This is a genomic window from Bacillus sp. FSL R9-9530, from assembly GCF_038008145.1.
Classification (GTDB): Bacteria; Bacillota; Bacilli; order Bacillales; family Bacillaceae_G; genus Bacillus_A; species Bacillus_A mycoides.
Genome location: NZ_JBBOYO010000001.1, coordinates 4652799 through 4669488 on the forward strand (window position 1 = coordinate 4652799; position 16690 = coordinate 4669488).

The window sequence follows — 16690 nt, forward strand, 5'->3', positions numbered from 1 at the left end:
AATTGCATTTACTAATGAAAAAACTAAGCTTACATGCTCAGTTTTTTTTCTTACAAAAGTGTAAGGTAATTGTAATGTTAATAAATAGCAGTTCACCTCCAAAAGGCGCAAAATAGGTAATGGAAAAACAAGCGTAGGAGGATATATATGACGAAACCAGTTGTAGACGTGAAAAATGTTCAAAAAGTGTACGGTAAAAAAGGTGAGAACCAATCACATGCGTTAAAAGGTGTTTCATTCTCAATTCAAGAGGGTGAATTTGTTGGTATTATGGGACCATCTGGTTCTGGTAAAACGACATTATTAAATGTAATTTCAACGCTTGATAAAGCAACGGGTGGCGTTGTTGAAATTGCGGGTACGGACATTACGAAAATGAAGCAAGGTGAGCTTTCTGATTTCCGTTCGCAAAAGTTAGGATTCATTTTCCAAGACTTCAACTTATTAGAGAACTTATCTATTTATGAGAACATTGCACTTCCACTTTCACTTCAAGGTGTTTCATCACGTAATATTGGACCGAAAGTAGAGAAAGTAGCGAATATGTTAGGGATTACAGAAATTCTTCAAAAGTATCCAACTGAAGTATCCGGTGGACAGAAACAACGTTCAGCAGCAGCGCGTGCACTAGTGCATGAGCCGGCAATTATTTTAGGAGACGAGCCAACAGGAGCTCTTGATTCGAAAAATGCAGCAAGTTTACTTGATGCGATGACAAACTTAAATGAAGAACAAGGCGTATCTATTATGATGGTTACGCATGATCCATATAGTGCAAGTTACTGTCAGCGTATTTTATTCATTCAAGATGGTGAGCTATATAAAGAAATTCACCGCGGTGGTACGCGTGAAGAATTTTATAAAGAAATTTTAGATGTGCTTGCGGACTTAGGCACACAAAAAGCGTAAGAAGGGAGGTCTAGGGCATGTTATTTAAACTTTCCATGTCAGGGCTAAAGAGTAAGCTGAAAGATTATATCGTCTTACTTGTTGGTCTTGTCATGTCGATTTCAATTTTTTATATGTTCCAAACGTTAGCGCTGAATAAAGCGTTTATCGAATCCAATTCTGTTATTAAGTCTATTGGTTTCGTATTCCAAGCAGGTTCATTTTTATTAGCAATTATAACGTTCTTCTACATTTTATATGCAAACTCTTTCTTATTATCTCTTCGTCAAAAAGAGTTTGGTATGTACATGATGTTAGGTGCAAAAAAGCATAAAGTTACATTACTTATGTTTATTGAAACGATTGTATTAGGTGCTGCGTCTCTTGCGATTGGACTTACAGTTGGTGTAGGACTTGCAGAAGGTATCGGACAGTTATTAATGAAACAATTAGAATTTGCTGGTGAAGGCTATAAGGCATTTTATCTACCATCTATGACTGTTACTTGTATTTTCTTCTTTGCATTATTTGTATTATCAGCAATTATGAACAGTATTAAGTTATCACGTATTTCAGTACTGCAACTTGTACATGCAGATGCACAAACAGAGCGTGTTGCAGTAAAAGGTAAAATGACAGGTGTCGTTGCAATCCTTGCTGTTATTTTATTAGGAATTGGCTATGCATCAATGATTTACATGGAAAAACTAAGAGAAATGGGAATCCTTATTGCATTAATTACAACAACAACTGGTACTTACATGCTATTTGGATCACTTCTCCCAGTTATTATTAAAAGGTTAAAGAGCAATAAAAAACGTAGTGAAAAAGGACTTAATGCTTTTACGTTTGCACAATTAAATTTCCGTATTAATAGCTTAACGAAAGTACTTGCAACGGTAGCGATGTTAGTTGCTCTTGGAGCGGGTGCAATTTCAGGTGGTATGGCGTTTAAAAATAACGTTATAAAAATGGTTGATGGTTTAGTAATATATGATTCAGTTATTCATAACCCAACAGCTGAAGAAAAGAAAATTTTAGATGGTATTACATTTAAAGAGAAAAATGAATATCGTTACAAAGTTGATAATAAATACGTTTATTATGTAAAAGAAGATTTAGAGAAAAATCCTCCTTTCGTACAAGATACAAAACAGATGGAAAGTATGAAGGATTTAGGAAAAATAAAGAAAGTTTCAGAGGAACTGCCAGTAGGTGCAGTTTCTAGAGAAATGAATGAAAAAGATGCGAGTGCTAAAGAACTTCCAGAAGAATGGAACGAGGCTTTCAGAACAATTCAGCCATTTTATCTATATGAAGATCATGCAATTAAAATTGTAGATCAGAAAATGTACGATACTGTAAATGGTAAAGAAGGAATCGTAGTTACTGGAAAAACAGACGATTTTGTAGCATACACAAAAGAATGGAAAAAACTTGACGAGTTGCAGCTAGTTAAATATAAAAATGTAAAAGCTGAAAGATTAGATAGTAAATATCAATCTTACAATGGATTCTACGGCATTGCGAGTGGAACAGTATTTATGGGATTCTTCCTTGGAATTGCGTTCTTAGCAATGATGGCAAGTTGTTTAATGTTTAAAATTCTTTCTGGTGCATCAAAAGATATTACGCGTTATCAAATGCTTCGCAAAATCGGTGTGCGTCGTGAGTTATTAACGAAATCGATTTATAAAGAATTATTCTTAGTATTCTTATTCCCAGCAATTGTGGGGATCGCTCACGTATTAGTTGGTATGAATATTTTCGGATTTATTTTAATGGATCCTTACTTCCGTATTTGGGTACCAATCGTAATTTTCGTAGTTATTTATGCGATTTATTACTTCATTACAGTTCAATTGTATAAAGGAATTGTTCTTCCAAAAGAAGATTAATAGGTAAAAAGCCGAGTGAAAGTGCTCGGCTTTTTATATTTTCAGAAAAAACACTTTAATGTTACTGAAATATATAATATAATGTAAATAAGTAACATAATATGAAAGTATCAGCAACCGAAAAATGAAAGGAGGAATCCGATCTGTAGAAAGAAGCTGAACTTGTACTCCCCCTATTTTTTCTACCCACACCGTATTTGTACAATCATAAATTTCCAAATGAAAAATTGTCGTAAGAGTATATTGTGAAAATAATGGATAATACATGGAAATCTCATAGCATGATAAGGTAAAATGGACAGGATAATGAGAAAATTACCGTTCATAAGATGAGGAGATACATGTATGGAAGTTGTAGAGGCATTAAAAGATATAAACCAAATTGAGGCTATGAAAAAGTACTTAAAAGAGCACTCGCAGCGAGATTATCTTTTATTTGTTATTGGAATTAACACTGGATTAAAGATTACTGAGCTACTTAGTATGAAATTTGAAGAGGTATTGAATGAAGATGGAACTGTTAAAGAGTTCTATTCTCTTCCTGTGAAAGATGAAAAATTTAAACAAGATATTTATTTAAATACAAAAGTAAAAGAGGTGCTTTTAGCGTACGTACAATCTTTTGATATTCAAAGAGAAAACTACGTATTTCAATCTAATAAAACGACAAATTCAATCTCACGCCAACAAGCATATCGTGTTATCCATAGCGCAGCTGAAGCGGTTGGGATTGTTGGAAAGATTGGAACGAATTCAATGCGAAAAACATTTGGATTTCATGCGTACAAAAGAGGAATAGCGATTGCGCTATTGCAAAAGCATTTTCATCACGCAACTCCATCAGAGACGCTCAAGTATTTAGGAATCTCAAAAGATGAGAAGTTTAAAACAGAGATTGATGTAGATTTGTAAAAGCCGTAACTAAAAACTTTAGGAGGCGGAAAATATGAATATTAGAGAGAGTGAACTACCGGGCATTGGTTGTAAGTTTGAAGTAATCACAAAAGGTAATGAAAAAATGGTTATCGTTATTCATGATGATGGCCGAAGAGAAATGTATCATTTTGATGCGGATCACGATGAGAGTATTTCAAGCATTTCTCTTCGTGATTCTGAAGCGAGACAAATTGCGGCTATATTAGGCGGAATGGTATATAGGCCGCAAGCGCTAGACACAATTGAGATGGCTTTTGAAGGATTATCAATTGAATGGTTTAAGGTGGAGAATAATGCACCAGTAGTACAACAAACAATTGGTAGCTTACATGTCAGAAAAACGTATAACGTAACGATTATTGCTATTTTGAAAAAGAATATGAAGAAATTCTTTAATCCAGGTCCAGACTCTATTATTGAAGCTGGCGATATGCTCGTATTGTCGGGTGAAAGACATGAAGTGAAAAGAATTATTAATGAATTGCTTTCAGCAGGAGGTGATTCCTAATCGATGGATACTTTAATCTTTGAAGTTGGAACTGCGTTAGTATTAGTAGCTTTTGCAGCTATCCTCGCTGCGAAGTTAAAGTTCTCGATTATTCCGTTTCTCATTATACTCGGTATGTTAGTGGGGCCTCATGCCCCAGATTTAGGACTTATCGATTTAAGGTTTATTGAAAGCGGAGAAGTTATTTCCTTCCTCGGCCGTGTTGGCGTCATATTCCTCTTATTCTATTTAGGTTTAGAATTCTCAATAAAAAAATTAATTAAATCAGGAAAGTCGATTGCTTTTGGGGGTAGTGTTCATATATCGCTTAATTTCATATTAGGTTTACTTTATGGATATATAATGGGCTTCCCCTTACTAGAAACATTAATTATTGCTGGAATCATTACAATCTCATCGAGTGCAATTGTTGCAAAAGTAATTGTTGATTTAAGAAGATCTGGTAATAAAGAGACAGAACTCATTTTAGGGATCATTATGTTTGATGATATCTTTTTAGCTGTATATTTATCAGTCGTTTCAGGATTAGTACTCGGAGGTGCAACATCATTTGTAGGTGCTCTTACATCGGTGTTAATCGCAGTAGGGTATATGCTCCTATTCTTTGTAATCGCTAGAAAAGCTACGCCGTTCCTAAATAAAGTATTAGATATTTCGTCAAACGAAATTTTTATTATCGTAATATTCGCTATTTTATTCTTTGTAGCAGGATTTTCAGAAACAATTCATGTTGCGGAAGCGATTGGGGCTTTATTGTTAGGACTCGTCTTTTCAGAAACAGAGCATAGTGACCGGATCGAGCATCTCGTCGTCCCGTTTCGTGATTTCTTTGGAGCTATATTTTTCTTCAGCTTCGGTTTAAGTATAGATCCGTTTTCACTTGGAGGAGCAGTATGGTTGGCATTAGGAGCAGTTTTCATTACTCTCATCGGTAATTTTACAGCTGGAATGATTGCAGGTCGTAAAGCCGGGTTATCGCATAAGGCTTCTACGAATATCGGTTTAACACTTATATCACGTGGGGAATTCTCCATTATTGTCGCGAATCTCGGAATAGCGGGTGGCTTAATGGCAACGATTAAACCATTCTCAGCTTTATATGTTTTAATATTGGCGTCGTTAGGGCCATTATTAACGAAGGAGTCTGGGAGAATATACTCTCTACTAGACAAAATATTTAAATGGAGTGCGAAAGAAAGTGCAAAACGTAAAAAGGAAGTTGGATAACCTTTCGCGAGGGAACGATTCCATTATTTATAGATTAATATTTTACAAAGACGATTAGAATACATTCTAATCGTCTTTGTGCTATTATCTGAATTTCATCAACTATTAATCAGTTGCCTTCCTATTTAAAAACGACTACAATTTTACTGTTATATATATGAACGAAAAAAAGAGAATAGGAGGGGAGACTATGCCAAGGAAAGTATGGCTATTAGTAGCTGGGATGATTATTAATGTCACGGGTGCTTCTTTTTTATGGCCTTTTAATACAATTTACTTACATGATAGTTTAGGGAAATCTTTATCAGTAGCCGGAATGGTATTAATGATCAACTCGCTTACTGGTGTAATCGGAAACTTGCTCGGCGGTGTTTTATTTGATAAATGGGGCGGTTATAAATCAATTTTAGTAGGGATTGTCATTACACTTGTATCGATTTTAGGTCTTGTATTTTTCCATGGTTGGCCATTATATGTTGTGTGGCTAGCATTAATCGGATTCGGTTCTGGAATGGTGTTTCCATCGATGTATGCGATGGTCGGTACGGTTTGGCCAGAAGGCGGGAGACGAGCGTTCAATGCAATGTATGTTGGACAAAACGTTGGGATTGCGATTGGAACAGCGTGCGGTGGATTAGTTGCGTCTTATCGTTTTGATTATATTTTCTTAGCGAACTTTATTTTATATTTTATTTTCTTCTTAATTGCGTTTATTGGATTTCGTGGTATGGAAGCAAAAAAAGAGCAAGAGGTACAAAAAGAAGCCGAAACGAAAAAAGGTTGGTCACTTACACCTGGCTTCAAAGCGCTTCTAATCGTATGTGTAGCATATGCTTTATGCTGGGTTACATACGTACAGTGGCAAGGGGCAATTGCGACTCATATGCGAGAATTAGATATTAGCCTCCGCCATTATAGTTTATTATGGACGATAAACGGAGCGATGATTGTTTGTGCGCAGCCACTTGTTAGTATGTTAATTCGCTGGATGAAGCGTTCTTTAAAACAACAAATTATGATTGGAATCGTCATTTTTGCGGCGTCGTTTATTGTTTTAAGCCAAGCGCAGCAATTTACGATGTTTCTCGTTGCGATGGTGACATTAACAATTGGTGAATTATTCGTATGGCCGGCAGTTCCGACCATCGCAAATATACTTGCACCGAAAGATAAGCTAGGGTTTTATCAAGGTGTTGTAAATAGCGCAGCGACTGTAGGGAAAATGTTCGGACCGGTCGTTGGCGGAGCGATTGTTGACTTATACAATATGGAAGTATTGTTTATTGCGATCATGGTAATGCTTGTAGTAGCGCTTATAGCAACGAGTATTTATGATAGACGAGTAAAAGTAGAAGAAACAGTTGAAGAAAAAATTGCAGTTTAGTTTGACGGAACATGCAACATGTTTTAGAATATATTTAAATAAATAGTAATAAAATATCCTTTGGAACAAGGGAGTTAGCTCGGCTGTCCTAAGACAAATTCGTTAGTTAGCAAGAGTAACGATTAACCGAGAAGCCCTCGCTTCAAGTAGGCTCTTAAGAGATACTAAGTGGTGGGTAGTTCACATTAACTCATATTTGTAATAACAGTGAGAAGGAGTAGTAGTAATAGAAGCTGGTTTAGAGAGTTGACGGTCGGTGCAAGTCAATCCACGTTTCGTTATGAACTCGCCTTTGAGTTGCAGTTGTGAAATCATTAGTAGCAATTGCCGTTAATCCACGTTACGGATCTAAGCGAATGTATTTATTACATTAATTTAGGGTGGTACCGCGGGAATCTATAACCTCTCGTCCCTTTCTAGGGATGAGAGGTTTTTTGTATTTTGGGCGGTGAAAATAAATAGAATTTCAAGGAGGGTATCTCATGAGCTTTAATCATCAAGAAATTGAGAAGAAGTGGCAAGGGCATTGGGAAGAGAATAAAACATTCCGTACGCCAGATGAAACAGAAAAACCAAAATTTTATGCACTAGATATGTTCCCATATCCATCAGGTGCAGGCTTACACGTAGGTCATCCAGAAGGTTATACAGCGACAGATATTTTATCTCGTATGAAGCGTATGCAAGGATATAACGTTCTTCATCCAATGGGATGGGATGCATTCGGTCTTCCAGCAGAGCAATATGCACTTGATACTGGGAACAGCCCGGCTGAATTTACAGAGCTTAATATTAATACGTTCCGTAATCAAATTAAAGCATTAGGCTTCTCTTACGATTGGGATCGTGAAGTAAATACAACAGATCCAACCTACTACAAGTGGACACAATGGATCTTCCTAAAACTATTTGAAAAAGGTTTAGCTTACGTTGATGAAGTACCTGTAAACTGGTGCCCAGCACTTGGTACAGTACTTGCAAACGAAGAAATCATTGACGGTAAGAGTGAGCGCGGTGGACATCCAGTTGAGCGTCGTCCGATGAGACAGTGGATGTTAAAAATTACAGCTTACGGAGATCGTCTATTAGAAGATCTAGATGAGCTTAATTGGCCAGAAAGCTTAAAAGACATGCAACGTAACTGGATCGGCCGTTCTGAAGGTGCAGAAGTACACTTCAACATCGACGGTACAGATGAGAAGTTCACAGTTTTCACAACGCGTCCTGATACACTATTTGGAGCAAGCTACTGTGTACTGGCTCCAGAGCACGCACTTGTTGCTAACATTACAACACCAGAACAAAAAGAAGCTGTAGAAGCTTACATTAACTCTGTTAAAATGAAGAGCGATTTAGAGCGTACAGAACTTGCGAAAGAAAAAACTGGTGTATTCACTGGTGCTTACGCAGTTAACCCAGTAAACGGTGAGAAATTACCAATCTGGATCGCTGATTATGTTCTTGCAACTTACGGAACAGGTGCTGTAATGGCAGTTCCAGCTCACGATGAGCGTGACTATGAATTCGCATCAACGTTCAATCTTCCAATGAAGGAAGTTGTAAAAGGCGGAGACATTTCGAAAGAGGCATATACAGGTGATGGTGCGCACGTAAACTCAGCATTCCTTGATGGTTTAAATAAAGAAGAAGCAATTGTAAAAATGATTGAGTGGCTTGAAGTAACAAGCGCAGGAAATCAAAAAGTAACGTACCGTCTACGTGACTGGTTATTTAGTCGCCAACGTTACTGGGGTGAGCCAATTCCAGTAATCCATTGGGAAGATGGTACAATGACAGCTGTGAAAGAAGAAGAATTACCATTAGTTCTTCCGAAAACAGAGAATATTCGTCCTTCAGGTACAGGTGAATCACCACTTGCAAACATTGAAGAGTGGGTAAATGTTGTTGATCCTGAAACTGGTAAAAAAGGTCGTCGTGAAACAAATACAATGCCACAATGGGCTGGTAGCTGCTGGTACTACCTACGCTACATCGATCCAAACAACAGCGAAGCACTTGTAGACCCTGAAAAAGTAAAACAATGGCTTCCAGTTGATATTTATATCGGTGGAGCAGAGCACGCTGTACTTCACTTACTATATGCTCGTTTCTGGCATAAAGTATTATATGATATCGGTGTAGTTCCAACGAAAGAACCGTTCCAACAATTATTCAACCAAGGTATGATCTTAGGTGAAAACAACGAGAAAATGAGTAAATCAAAAGGTAACGTTGTAAATCCTGATGATATCGTAGCAAGCCACGGTGCAGATACACTTCGTCTATACGAAATGTTCATGGGACCATTAGATGCTTCAATCGCTTGGTCTGAAAATGGTCTTGACGGAGCTCGTCGCTTCCTAGACCGCGTATGGCGCCTATTCATTCAAGAGAACGGTGAATTGAGTGAGAAAATTACTGATGCACCAAACAAAGATCTTGAAAAAGCTTACCACCAAACAGTGAAGAAAGTAACAGAAGACTATGCAGAGCTTCGCTTCAACACAGCGATTTCTCAAATGATGGTATTCATCAACGATGCATACAAAGCTGAAACACTTCCGAAAGAATATGTAGAAGGTTTCGTAAAAATGATTGCACCAGTTGCACCTCACATCGGGGAAGAACTATGGAGCAAACTTGGATACAGTGAAACAATCACATATGCAAGCTGGCCAACATTTGATGAGTCTAAACTTGTAGAAGATGAAGTTGAAATCGTTGTTCAAATTATGGGCAAAGTTCGCACAAAACTAACAATGAGTAAAGACGCATCAAAAGAAGAAATGGAACAACTTGCACTTGAGGCAATCAAAGAACAAATTGAAGGAAAAACAGTTCGTAAAGTAATTGTTGTTCCTGGAAAACTTGTTAACGTTGTTGCAAACTAATTAATTATTAATAAAAGCTCAGAGCGTTCATGCTCTGAGCTTTTTTGCGTGAAAAATAAGCTCAGGATCACCTTCATCTAAGTTTTCGATCATTCCACTACGCATAAATCCATTTGCTTTAAAAACTTTTTGCATATTTGTATTCGATTTGTTCGTTGAAGAAAATATTTTTTGAGTAGGAGAATGTCTTAACATATATGAGATTAATGAGCTTGCATGACCTTGTCTTCTTTTCGTTGGCGAAACAATGATTAATGAGAGGAAAGTATAACCAAAGAAATTTGTATCGTATGTTAGAAAACCAGAAATGGAATTGTCCTCTTTTGCAATGATGCAGGTTCCTTCATCAATAGCGTGTTTAATATAATCTCGTCTACTATCGTCTCCGATTAGATCAACATCTATATGTAAGATTGAATCTAAATCGTCGATGGAAGCTTTTGCTATGTTCTCCAATGGAAATGCCCCCTTTGAAAAAATAATCAGTTAATTTAGTTTATCATGAATGAAGAACGAAGAAAAAGGCGCGGAATTCCCATATAGACAAACACCTATTCTTCTATAGAAAATATGATAAAAAAGGTAGGTTAAATTGAACAGAAGAGGTGAAAGGAATGAAAGGGATGGACAATAATGCACCACATGGCTTCTTCGGAGGTGGATCGGATAGTTATGGACAAATGATGTTCATGGGAGGAGATGGTCAACACGGATATGGCGGAATTCCAAGTTGGATGGGAGGAGCAGCTGGAGGATTTCCGACGTCAGTGGCGGGTGTACAAACAGGATTTCCAACGTCAGTAGCTGGAGCGCAAACAGGATTTCCGGCACTAGTAGGAGGTGCACAAGGAGGAGTTCCTGTAGGTATGCCAACTACATTCCCATCTTTCGTTGGCGGTGTACAAACAGGATTTCCTGTACCTGGCGTTGGTGTTGTAGCAGGTGGGATCGGCGGCTTTCCTCAAGGTGTTCACGGTCATCATGTGCATCATGAGCATCACGGTCATCACGGTCATCACGGTCATCATGTACATCATGAGCATCACGGCCATCACGGTCATCATCAACAACACGGCCATCATCAGCATCATGGCCATCATCAACAACAAGTACATCATCATGGTCATCATCAAATTCATCCGCAGGCTGTCCTTTATCAAACACATCATCATGGTCACCAAGGCCAGCATCAACACCACGGTCATCATGGTCATCATCAACACCACGGCCACCATCAGCAACAAGTACATCACCAAGGTCATCATCAAATTCACCCGCAGGCTGTCCTTTATCAAACTCATCAAGGTCAACATCATCACCAAGGCCAACAGCATCACCAAGGCCAACATCATCACCAAGGTCAACACCATCACCAAGGTCAACACCATCATCAAGGCCAACACCATCACCAAGGCCAACAGCATCATCAAGGTCAACAGCATCATCAAGGCCAACAGCATCATCAAGGTCAACAACAACATCAAGGTCAACAACAATACCAGCAGTATCAGCAGCAACAACAGCCTTGGGCAGGTGGAATTGGAGCAGGGACGGCAGCAGGAGCAGCAGCTGGTACTGCAGGAGCAGCAGGACACGCGGGACACGTGGGTCATTAATAGACCAAAGGAAAAAAGACATAATAAAAAACTGCTAGGAGATCCTAGCAGTTTTTTTCTGCCTCTTGACGTTGGCGTTCGATTTCCGCACGAAGTTGTGGTTCCGGTGCTTGCCATCCTTCTGGTTTCATAATTTTGCCGTCGCCCTCGCGGAATCGAGGCTTTCCATCAGGGAATAGTTTTGCCATGTTAGCATTGTTTACAATTTCGAATCCTTTATCTGGACGTACGCCCATTTCTGCAAACGTTCCGAATGCAAAGTAAATAAGGTCAATAAGTGCATCATATTGATCTTCAACAGTTGTTGCTTCTAGAAATTCTTCTAGCTCTTCTTGCATAAAGCTAGCACGAATTTTTGCACGCTCTTCTGTTAGTTTTGTTGGAGTACTTGTCACAGGATGTCCGAATTCTTCATGCATTTTTGCAACAAGTTCGTATCCTTTATCTAAACCTTTTTCGTTTGTCATGTTGTTTCATCCTTTCTTACGTTATGCCGAATTTTATTGTAACATAAGGTAGTTATTAAATAAAAAGAACATCTTATGAGAAATAAGATGTTCGCTCGTTATTCTTCTTTCTTAATTAAAACGGATAAAATAAGATCGATGCCAAACATTCCGATGAGTAGCATTGGTATAACTACAAGTAAATAACGTGTGAAAGAAACATTTTTTAAGTATGTATGAGCAAATAAAAAGACGCCGAGAAATAAAATACCATTTAAAATAGGCTTTACTAATTTTTTAGACATAAGCTCCCCCGTAAATATCCCTTTTCTCTATTTAAAAATAAAAACTCCCCTCTCCGTTGTACCATGCCAGAGAGGGGAGTTCAATCGTTAACTTATTCAATCACACCAGAATTTGTAATATTTATGGTGTATTTTATGTTAACAGGGACATCTTTGTACATTTTTTTCCACTCTTCTAATTTAAATGGACGATAATGTTGCTTATATTTAGCTCCTAGCCCGAGAGGATCGACGCCTAAAGATTTGAATTGCTTAATTAATTTGTTACCTTCTATATCCAATTGTTTTTGGACGGCCTTCTCAATCTTTTTTGTGTTCTTTGCATTTTCTAAGTTAATTTGTTTCGATACTTCTTGAATACGAGCATCAAGCTTAACATGAATGGAAAAAGAAGGCTTTCCATTTTTTATTTTTATATCGTATGTTGGAACAGAACGAATATTATTAATCATTACGTACCCAGGAGTTGCTTTAAATTCATGTGAATCCAACTTATGTTTCTCTAAAAGTCCTTTGAATATAAACATATCTTTTTCCGCAATTTTACCAACATATTTATCCTTTTTAAAAAGGCCAATTCCAATGACTTTTATTTTATCACCATGCTTTTTTAAAATTGGAATATAGTAGTCTTGTCCTTCTCGATAATAACGGAATGCTCCTAAATGCAGGTTATCTTTTGGTAGAGGACCAGTTTCCATATTATGTTCTAGCATTTTTTTTATATAAATGGCAACGTTGGATGAAGTCGTGTACTTTCCTTTTAAAAGTTCAGTGCCATTACCTTCAAGTAAAGCAACATATAAGGCATTCCCAATGTTTACATCGCGAATTAATGTATCGAAGGAAGCAACCATTCCTTTCTTGGCAATTCTGGTGGTGAATAGAGCAACACGCATTTGTCCGCTAGCGAATGGTTGAGAAGATTCTAAAGATGTATCTGCTTTTACTTGTTTTACAGCATTTGCCGTACCTTCAAAAACTTGAACTTTGTTACCTTTTTGCTGAATAGGACAAACAAATGTCACTTTTACTTTATTATCTTTTGCTACATCAAAGACAGTTCCTTGGATAAGGTGTACGTCATCGATAATATTCTTTTGTAAACACCCAGTTAGACTAAAGAGTGTTATGCAAGAAATGAGTATTAATTTGCTTTTGATTTTTTCCATTTTCTTTTCACCCACACAATAATAAATAGGATTGGGATGTATACATAAATGAGCCAAAAACTAACTTTTGATGCGTTACTAATAAAATTATTAATATCGTGCCTGTTTGTTAAAAGTTGTGAAACAATGAGAGTGATAAAGATGAAAGCGATTAGAACACCTCTTTGTTTTACACGGAATATTTCGTGAGTTGCTCTCGTTGCCGACCATAAAGGAAGGATAAAGCTTGTAATAATAACGAGTGCATAAGCTGAAATTGCAATATATTCTAGCCTTTCTATGAATGGTAATTGAATGACTTGGGTCATAGAAAGTTGGGACCATATTGTTTTTAATAATTGTTTTTCACTAAAAAACGCAAAGGCTAAAAGGGTACTAAATAAATATAGTAGGTTTGAAAATAGTGCCCCATATTGAGCGAATTTATGAGATTGTTTAGGGTTTTTCACAAATGGATAAACCATGAGGTAAACCTCAAAACCGGTCATACTGTAGATTGACAGTTGAGCGGCTTTTAAAATATCTGAAAAAGAATGTGTGAATATAGGGAGTAAATTAGGCCAATGAGAGTATTTCAAAACGAATAGGCTAAGAAATAAATATCCTAATGTACCACCAACTGAGATGACACAAATGCCGGTAATTACACGAAATCCAGAAGAGATAATGTAATAGCTAACTAAGCATAAAAATAGTGTTAACATCCAAGTGGAAGCGGTAGGAAACATCCACACTTGAATAATTTCAACGTATGTTCGAATGACGGAAATACTGACGATTAAAAAATAAGCAGCAAAGATGATATTAATGCCGTTTCCTAGCCACTTTCCAAATGTTTGCCGATGTAAGTCGATTAAATTCCCGTTTGTTTCTTTTAATAAGAAATACATCATCCATATAAGAATATGGATACAGATTCCTGTGATTAGAACACCCATCCAGCCGTCGTATCCAGCGGCTTTTGCAATGATTCGAGCGAATCCGAGAACACCAGCACCAAATTGTGCACCGTGAATTAAAAAGAAAACGAAGACGGGTGATATTTGGTGTTCTGCTTTAATTTTACTCATCGATGCACCTCATTTCTTAATCATCAAAATCTGACGTATGTTTTGTAGAAATTCCATTAGTTGCTTTCTTTACGTGTTGCGGTCTTGCTTGAACATCTCGAGTATCAATCATTGTTAATGGAAAACGAATCCAAGAATCTTTAAAGGATTGTTGTCTCGTTGGATAAAAGAGAGCGTACGGCTTACGTAAAGAAGTAAGTCTAAACAAATGGGTAAATAAAAAGATAAATCCAAGAGATATACCGAAGAGCCCACCTATTTCTGCAAATGCGAGAAATGGGAAACGTAGTAAACGAACGGCGTTACCCATTTTATAAATGGGCGTAATAAAGGAAGCTAACGCTGATAAAGCAACGATAATTAATAAAATATTACTCGTTAAACCAGCTTGTACAGATGCTTGCCCAATTACAATACCGCCTACAATACCTAGTGTTTGTCCAACTTTCATTGGTAATCGCGCGCCAGCTTCTCTTAATAAATCAATGGCTAATTCTAAAAAGAGCGCCTCGATTAAAGGTGGGAAGGGTACTTGTGCCCTTGATAAAATCAATGTTTCAAGCAAATCACTTGGAATGAGCTCGTAATGATAATTTAAAATAGCGACATATAGCGGTGTGGCACAAATTGAGAATAGAACTGCGATAAGGCGTAATATTCTTGAAAATGTCGCGTATAGCCAAGATACGTTATAGTCTTCTGGTGAAATGAAAAAATCGAAATATGATACAGGCGTTAATAGGACACTTGGAGAACCATCAACAAAAATAGCGATTTTTCCATCAATAAGTGCTTTTGTGACTCTATCAGTGCGTTCTGTATTTATATAGAGAGGAAAAATTGACTTTTCACCCATTAATTCCTGTATATAAGCACTATCGTTAATTTGATCATATTCAAGAGCTCGAAGTGATTCTTCTAGAAAGTCTACATTATCTTTTTCGGCAAGGTTGTCTAAATACATCATGACAACCTTTGTTTTTGAAAACTCTCCAATAATCATCTCTTTTGTGTGTAAATCTAAAACAGGAAGGCGTTTTCGTACTAAATTAATATTCGTATCAATATCCTCTACGAAGCCTTCTTGAGGTCCGATAACAGTTGATTCATTTAATGGAGGAGTTGGTGCACGATAATTATCAATTGCAATATTTGCAAGCATACACTTTTGATCTTGCTGATTTAATTGAATAATTGCATGTCCTTTTAAAACCATGTCCTCAATTTTTTGTAAGTCATTCGTAATTGTAATACCACTCATCGGAATATGTTCTTTTAATTCTTCTAATGGAGCGCAAGGACGTTCCATTAGAGTAGGCATTAAATACTTTTGCAATTTCTCACCATCAAGTGAAGGACGATAGTAAGAAATCCAATAAGGCATCGTGTCATCGTCAGATGTATGGTAATTAACAAAGTCACTAGACTGTTTCATCTTCTCTATTAAATCTTGTAGAGAATGAATATGGTCACTTTCTGGTTTGCTAAAGTCATAAATGCTGTTACTTCCTGAGCTTTGCTGTTTGTTTTGAGAAGTATCATCTTGCTTAGAATTTTGCTGCTTGTTTTGAGAAGTATCATCTTGCTTAGAATTTTGCTGTTTGTCTTGAGAAGAATCACCTTGTTTAGAACTTTGCTGTTTGTCTTGAGAAGAATCATCTTGTTTAGAACTTTGCTGTTTGTCTTGAGAAGAGTCCTCTTGTTTAGAACCTTGCTGTTTGTTTTGAGAAGAATCCTCTTGCTTAGAACTTTGTTGTTTGTTTTGAGAATTATCATCTTGTTTAGAGTTTTGCTGTTTGTCTTGAGAAGAATCCTCTTGTTTAGAACTTTGCTGTTTGTCTTGAGAAGAGTCCTCTTGTTTAGAACCTTGCTGTTTGTTTTGAGAATTATCCTCTTGTTTAGAACTTTGTTGCTTGTTTTGAGAAGAATGCTCTTGTTTAGAATTTTGTTGTTTGTCTTGAGAATTATCATCTTGCTTAGAATTTTGCTGCTTACCTTGAGAATTATCCTCTTGTTTAGAACTTTGCTGCTTACCTTGAGAATTATCCTCTTGTTTAGAACTTTGCTGCTTATTTTGAGAATTATCCTCAGTTTGTTCCGTACTTTTTGGCTCGCCATTCTTATCTTTGTTATGTTCCTTTTGATCATCCGGCTGTTGTTTCGAATCATCTGTCTCTTTTGTATTTGAGTTTTTTTTCTTACGTAACCAATTCCAAATCATATGTATGCCCTCTTTGATCTTGTAATATAGTGCTATTTTGTGGCTAATTTTGTATATTATTCATTTATTTATGAAAAGAAGAAGGAGATTGGTTTGTATAGAAAAAATCCTTTAGTAAGCAGTTCATA

Annotated in this window: 14 protein-coding genes and 1 other annotated feature; of the genes, 8 read left to right on the forward strand and 6 right to left on the reverse strand. The window is 36.9% G+C overall.

The genetic code is table 11. The features are described from left to right. Positions 1–147 precede the first annotated feature (147 nt). The 7 genes from MKX66_RS23535 (at position 148) to leuS (ending at position 9732) form a co-directional block, all read left to right on the forward strand. Positions 148–909, forward strand: a complete 762-nt coding sequence (locus MKX66_RS23535; RefSeq protein WP_002015692.1) for an ABC transporter ATP-binding protein — start codon at positions 148–150, stop codon at positions 907–909. 17 nt (positions 910–926) lie between these two features. Next, complete coding sequence (locus tag MKX66_RS23540; RefSeq protein ID WP_326997193.1) at positions 927–2786, forward strand: ABC transporter permease; 1860 nt, start codon at positions 927–929, stop codon at positions 2784–2786. A gap of 345 nt (positions 2787–3131) precedes the next feature. Further along, the gene (locus MKX66_RS23545; protein ID WP_341087227.1) at positions 3132–3698 is read left to right on the forward strand and encodes a tyrosine-type recombinase/integrase; all 567 of its coding nucleotides are present in this window, start codon (positions 3132–3134) and stop codon (positions 3696–3698) included. A 34-nt stretch (positions 3699–3732) separates the two neighbouring features. Next, positions 3733–4230, forward strand: coding sequence for a cation:proton antiporter regulatory subunit (locus MKX66_RS23550; protein ID WP_001026048.1), 498 nt, complete (start codon positions 3733–3735; stop codon positions 4228–4230). A 3-nt stretch (positions 4231–4233) separates the two neighbouring features. Then, the gene (locus MKX66_RS23555; protein ID WP_002034427.1) at positions 4234–5457 is read left to right on the forward strand and encodes a cation:proton antiporter; all 1224 of its coding nucleotides are present in this window, start codon (positions 4234–4236) and stop codon (positions 5455–5457) included. 190 nt (positions 5458–5647) lie between these two features. Further along, on the forward strand, positions 5648–6841 hold the full coding sequence (locus MKX66_RS23560; RefSeq protein WP_002089089.1) for an MDR family MFS transporter: 1194 nt from the start codon (positions 5648–5650) through the stop codon (positions 6839–6841). Positions 6842–7039: 198 nt separating this feature from the next. Next, positions 7040–7258, forward strand: a binding site (T-box leader). A 65-nt stretch (positions 7259–7323) separates the two neighbouring features. Continuing rightward, complete coding sequence (gene leuS, locus MKX66_RS23565) at positions 7324–9732, forward strand: leucine--tRNA ligase (protein WP_002129511.1); 2409 nt, start codon at positions 7324–7326, stop codon at positions 9730–9732. 27 nt (positions 9733–9759) lie between these two features. Here leuS and MKX66_RS23570 read toward each other — a convergent pair whose 3' ends face one another. Next, positions 9760–10188, reverse strand: coding sequence for a GNAT family N-acetyltransferase (locus MKX66_RS23570; RefSeq protein ID WP_098636411.1), 429 nt, complete (start codon positions 10186–10188; stop codon positions 9760–9762). Positions 10189–10346: 158 nt separating this feature from the next. Here MKX66_RS23570 and MKX66_RS23575 point away from each other — a divergent pair, with 158 nt between their 5' ends. Then, entirely contained in the window at positions 10347–11348 is a 1002-nt protein-coding gene (locus MKX66_RS23575; RefSeq protein ID WP_341087230.1) for a VrrB protein, read from the forward strand. A 44-nt stretch (positions 11349–11392) separates the two neighbouring features. On the opposite strand, the gene MKX66_RS23580 is transcribed toward MKX66_RS23575, so the two are convergent. From MKX66_RS23580 to MKX66_RS23600, 5 genes are all read right to left on the reverse strand, one after another. Further along, positions 11393–11815 carry a haloacid dehalogenase gene (locus tag MKX66_RS23580; protein ID WP_002034433.1) on the reverse strand — a complete coding sequence of 141 codons (423 nt, stop codon included), beginning with the start codon at positions 11813–11815 and terminating at the stop codon, positions 11393–11395. Between the two features lie 98 nt (positions 11816–11913). Further along, positions 11914–12099 (reverse strand): hypothetical protein, encoded by a 186-nt coding sequence (locus MKX66_RS23585; protein ID WP_002129504.1) that lies wholly within the window; start codon positions 12097–12099, stop codon positions 11914–11916. Positions 12100–12191: 92 nt separating this feature from the next. Continuing rightward, positions 12192–13271, reverse strand: coding sequence for a Ger(x)C family spore germination protein (locus MKX66_RS23590; RefSeq protein ID WP_326997190.1), 1080 nt, complete (start codon positions 13269–13271; stop codon positions 12192–12194). After that, a complete protein-coding gene (locus MKX66_RS23595; RefSeq protein ID WP_326997189.1) occupies positions 13247–14341 on the reverse strand; it encodes a spore germination protein in 1095 nt (364 codons plus the stop codon). Before MKX66_RS23595 ends, MKX66_RS23590 begins: the two co-directional genes overlap by 25 nt. A 16-nt stretch (positions 14342–14357) precedes the next feature. Next, positions 14358–16562 (reverse strand): spore germination protein, encoded by a 2205-nt coding sequence (locus MKX66_RS23600; RefSeq protein WP_341087233.1) that lies wholly within the window; start codon positions 16560–16562, stop codon positions 14358–14360. Between the last annotated feature and the right edge of the window lie 128 nt (positions 16563–16690).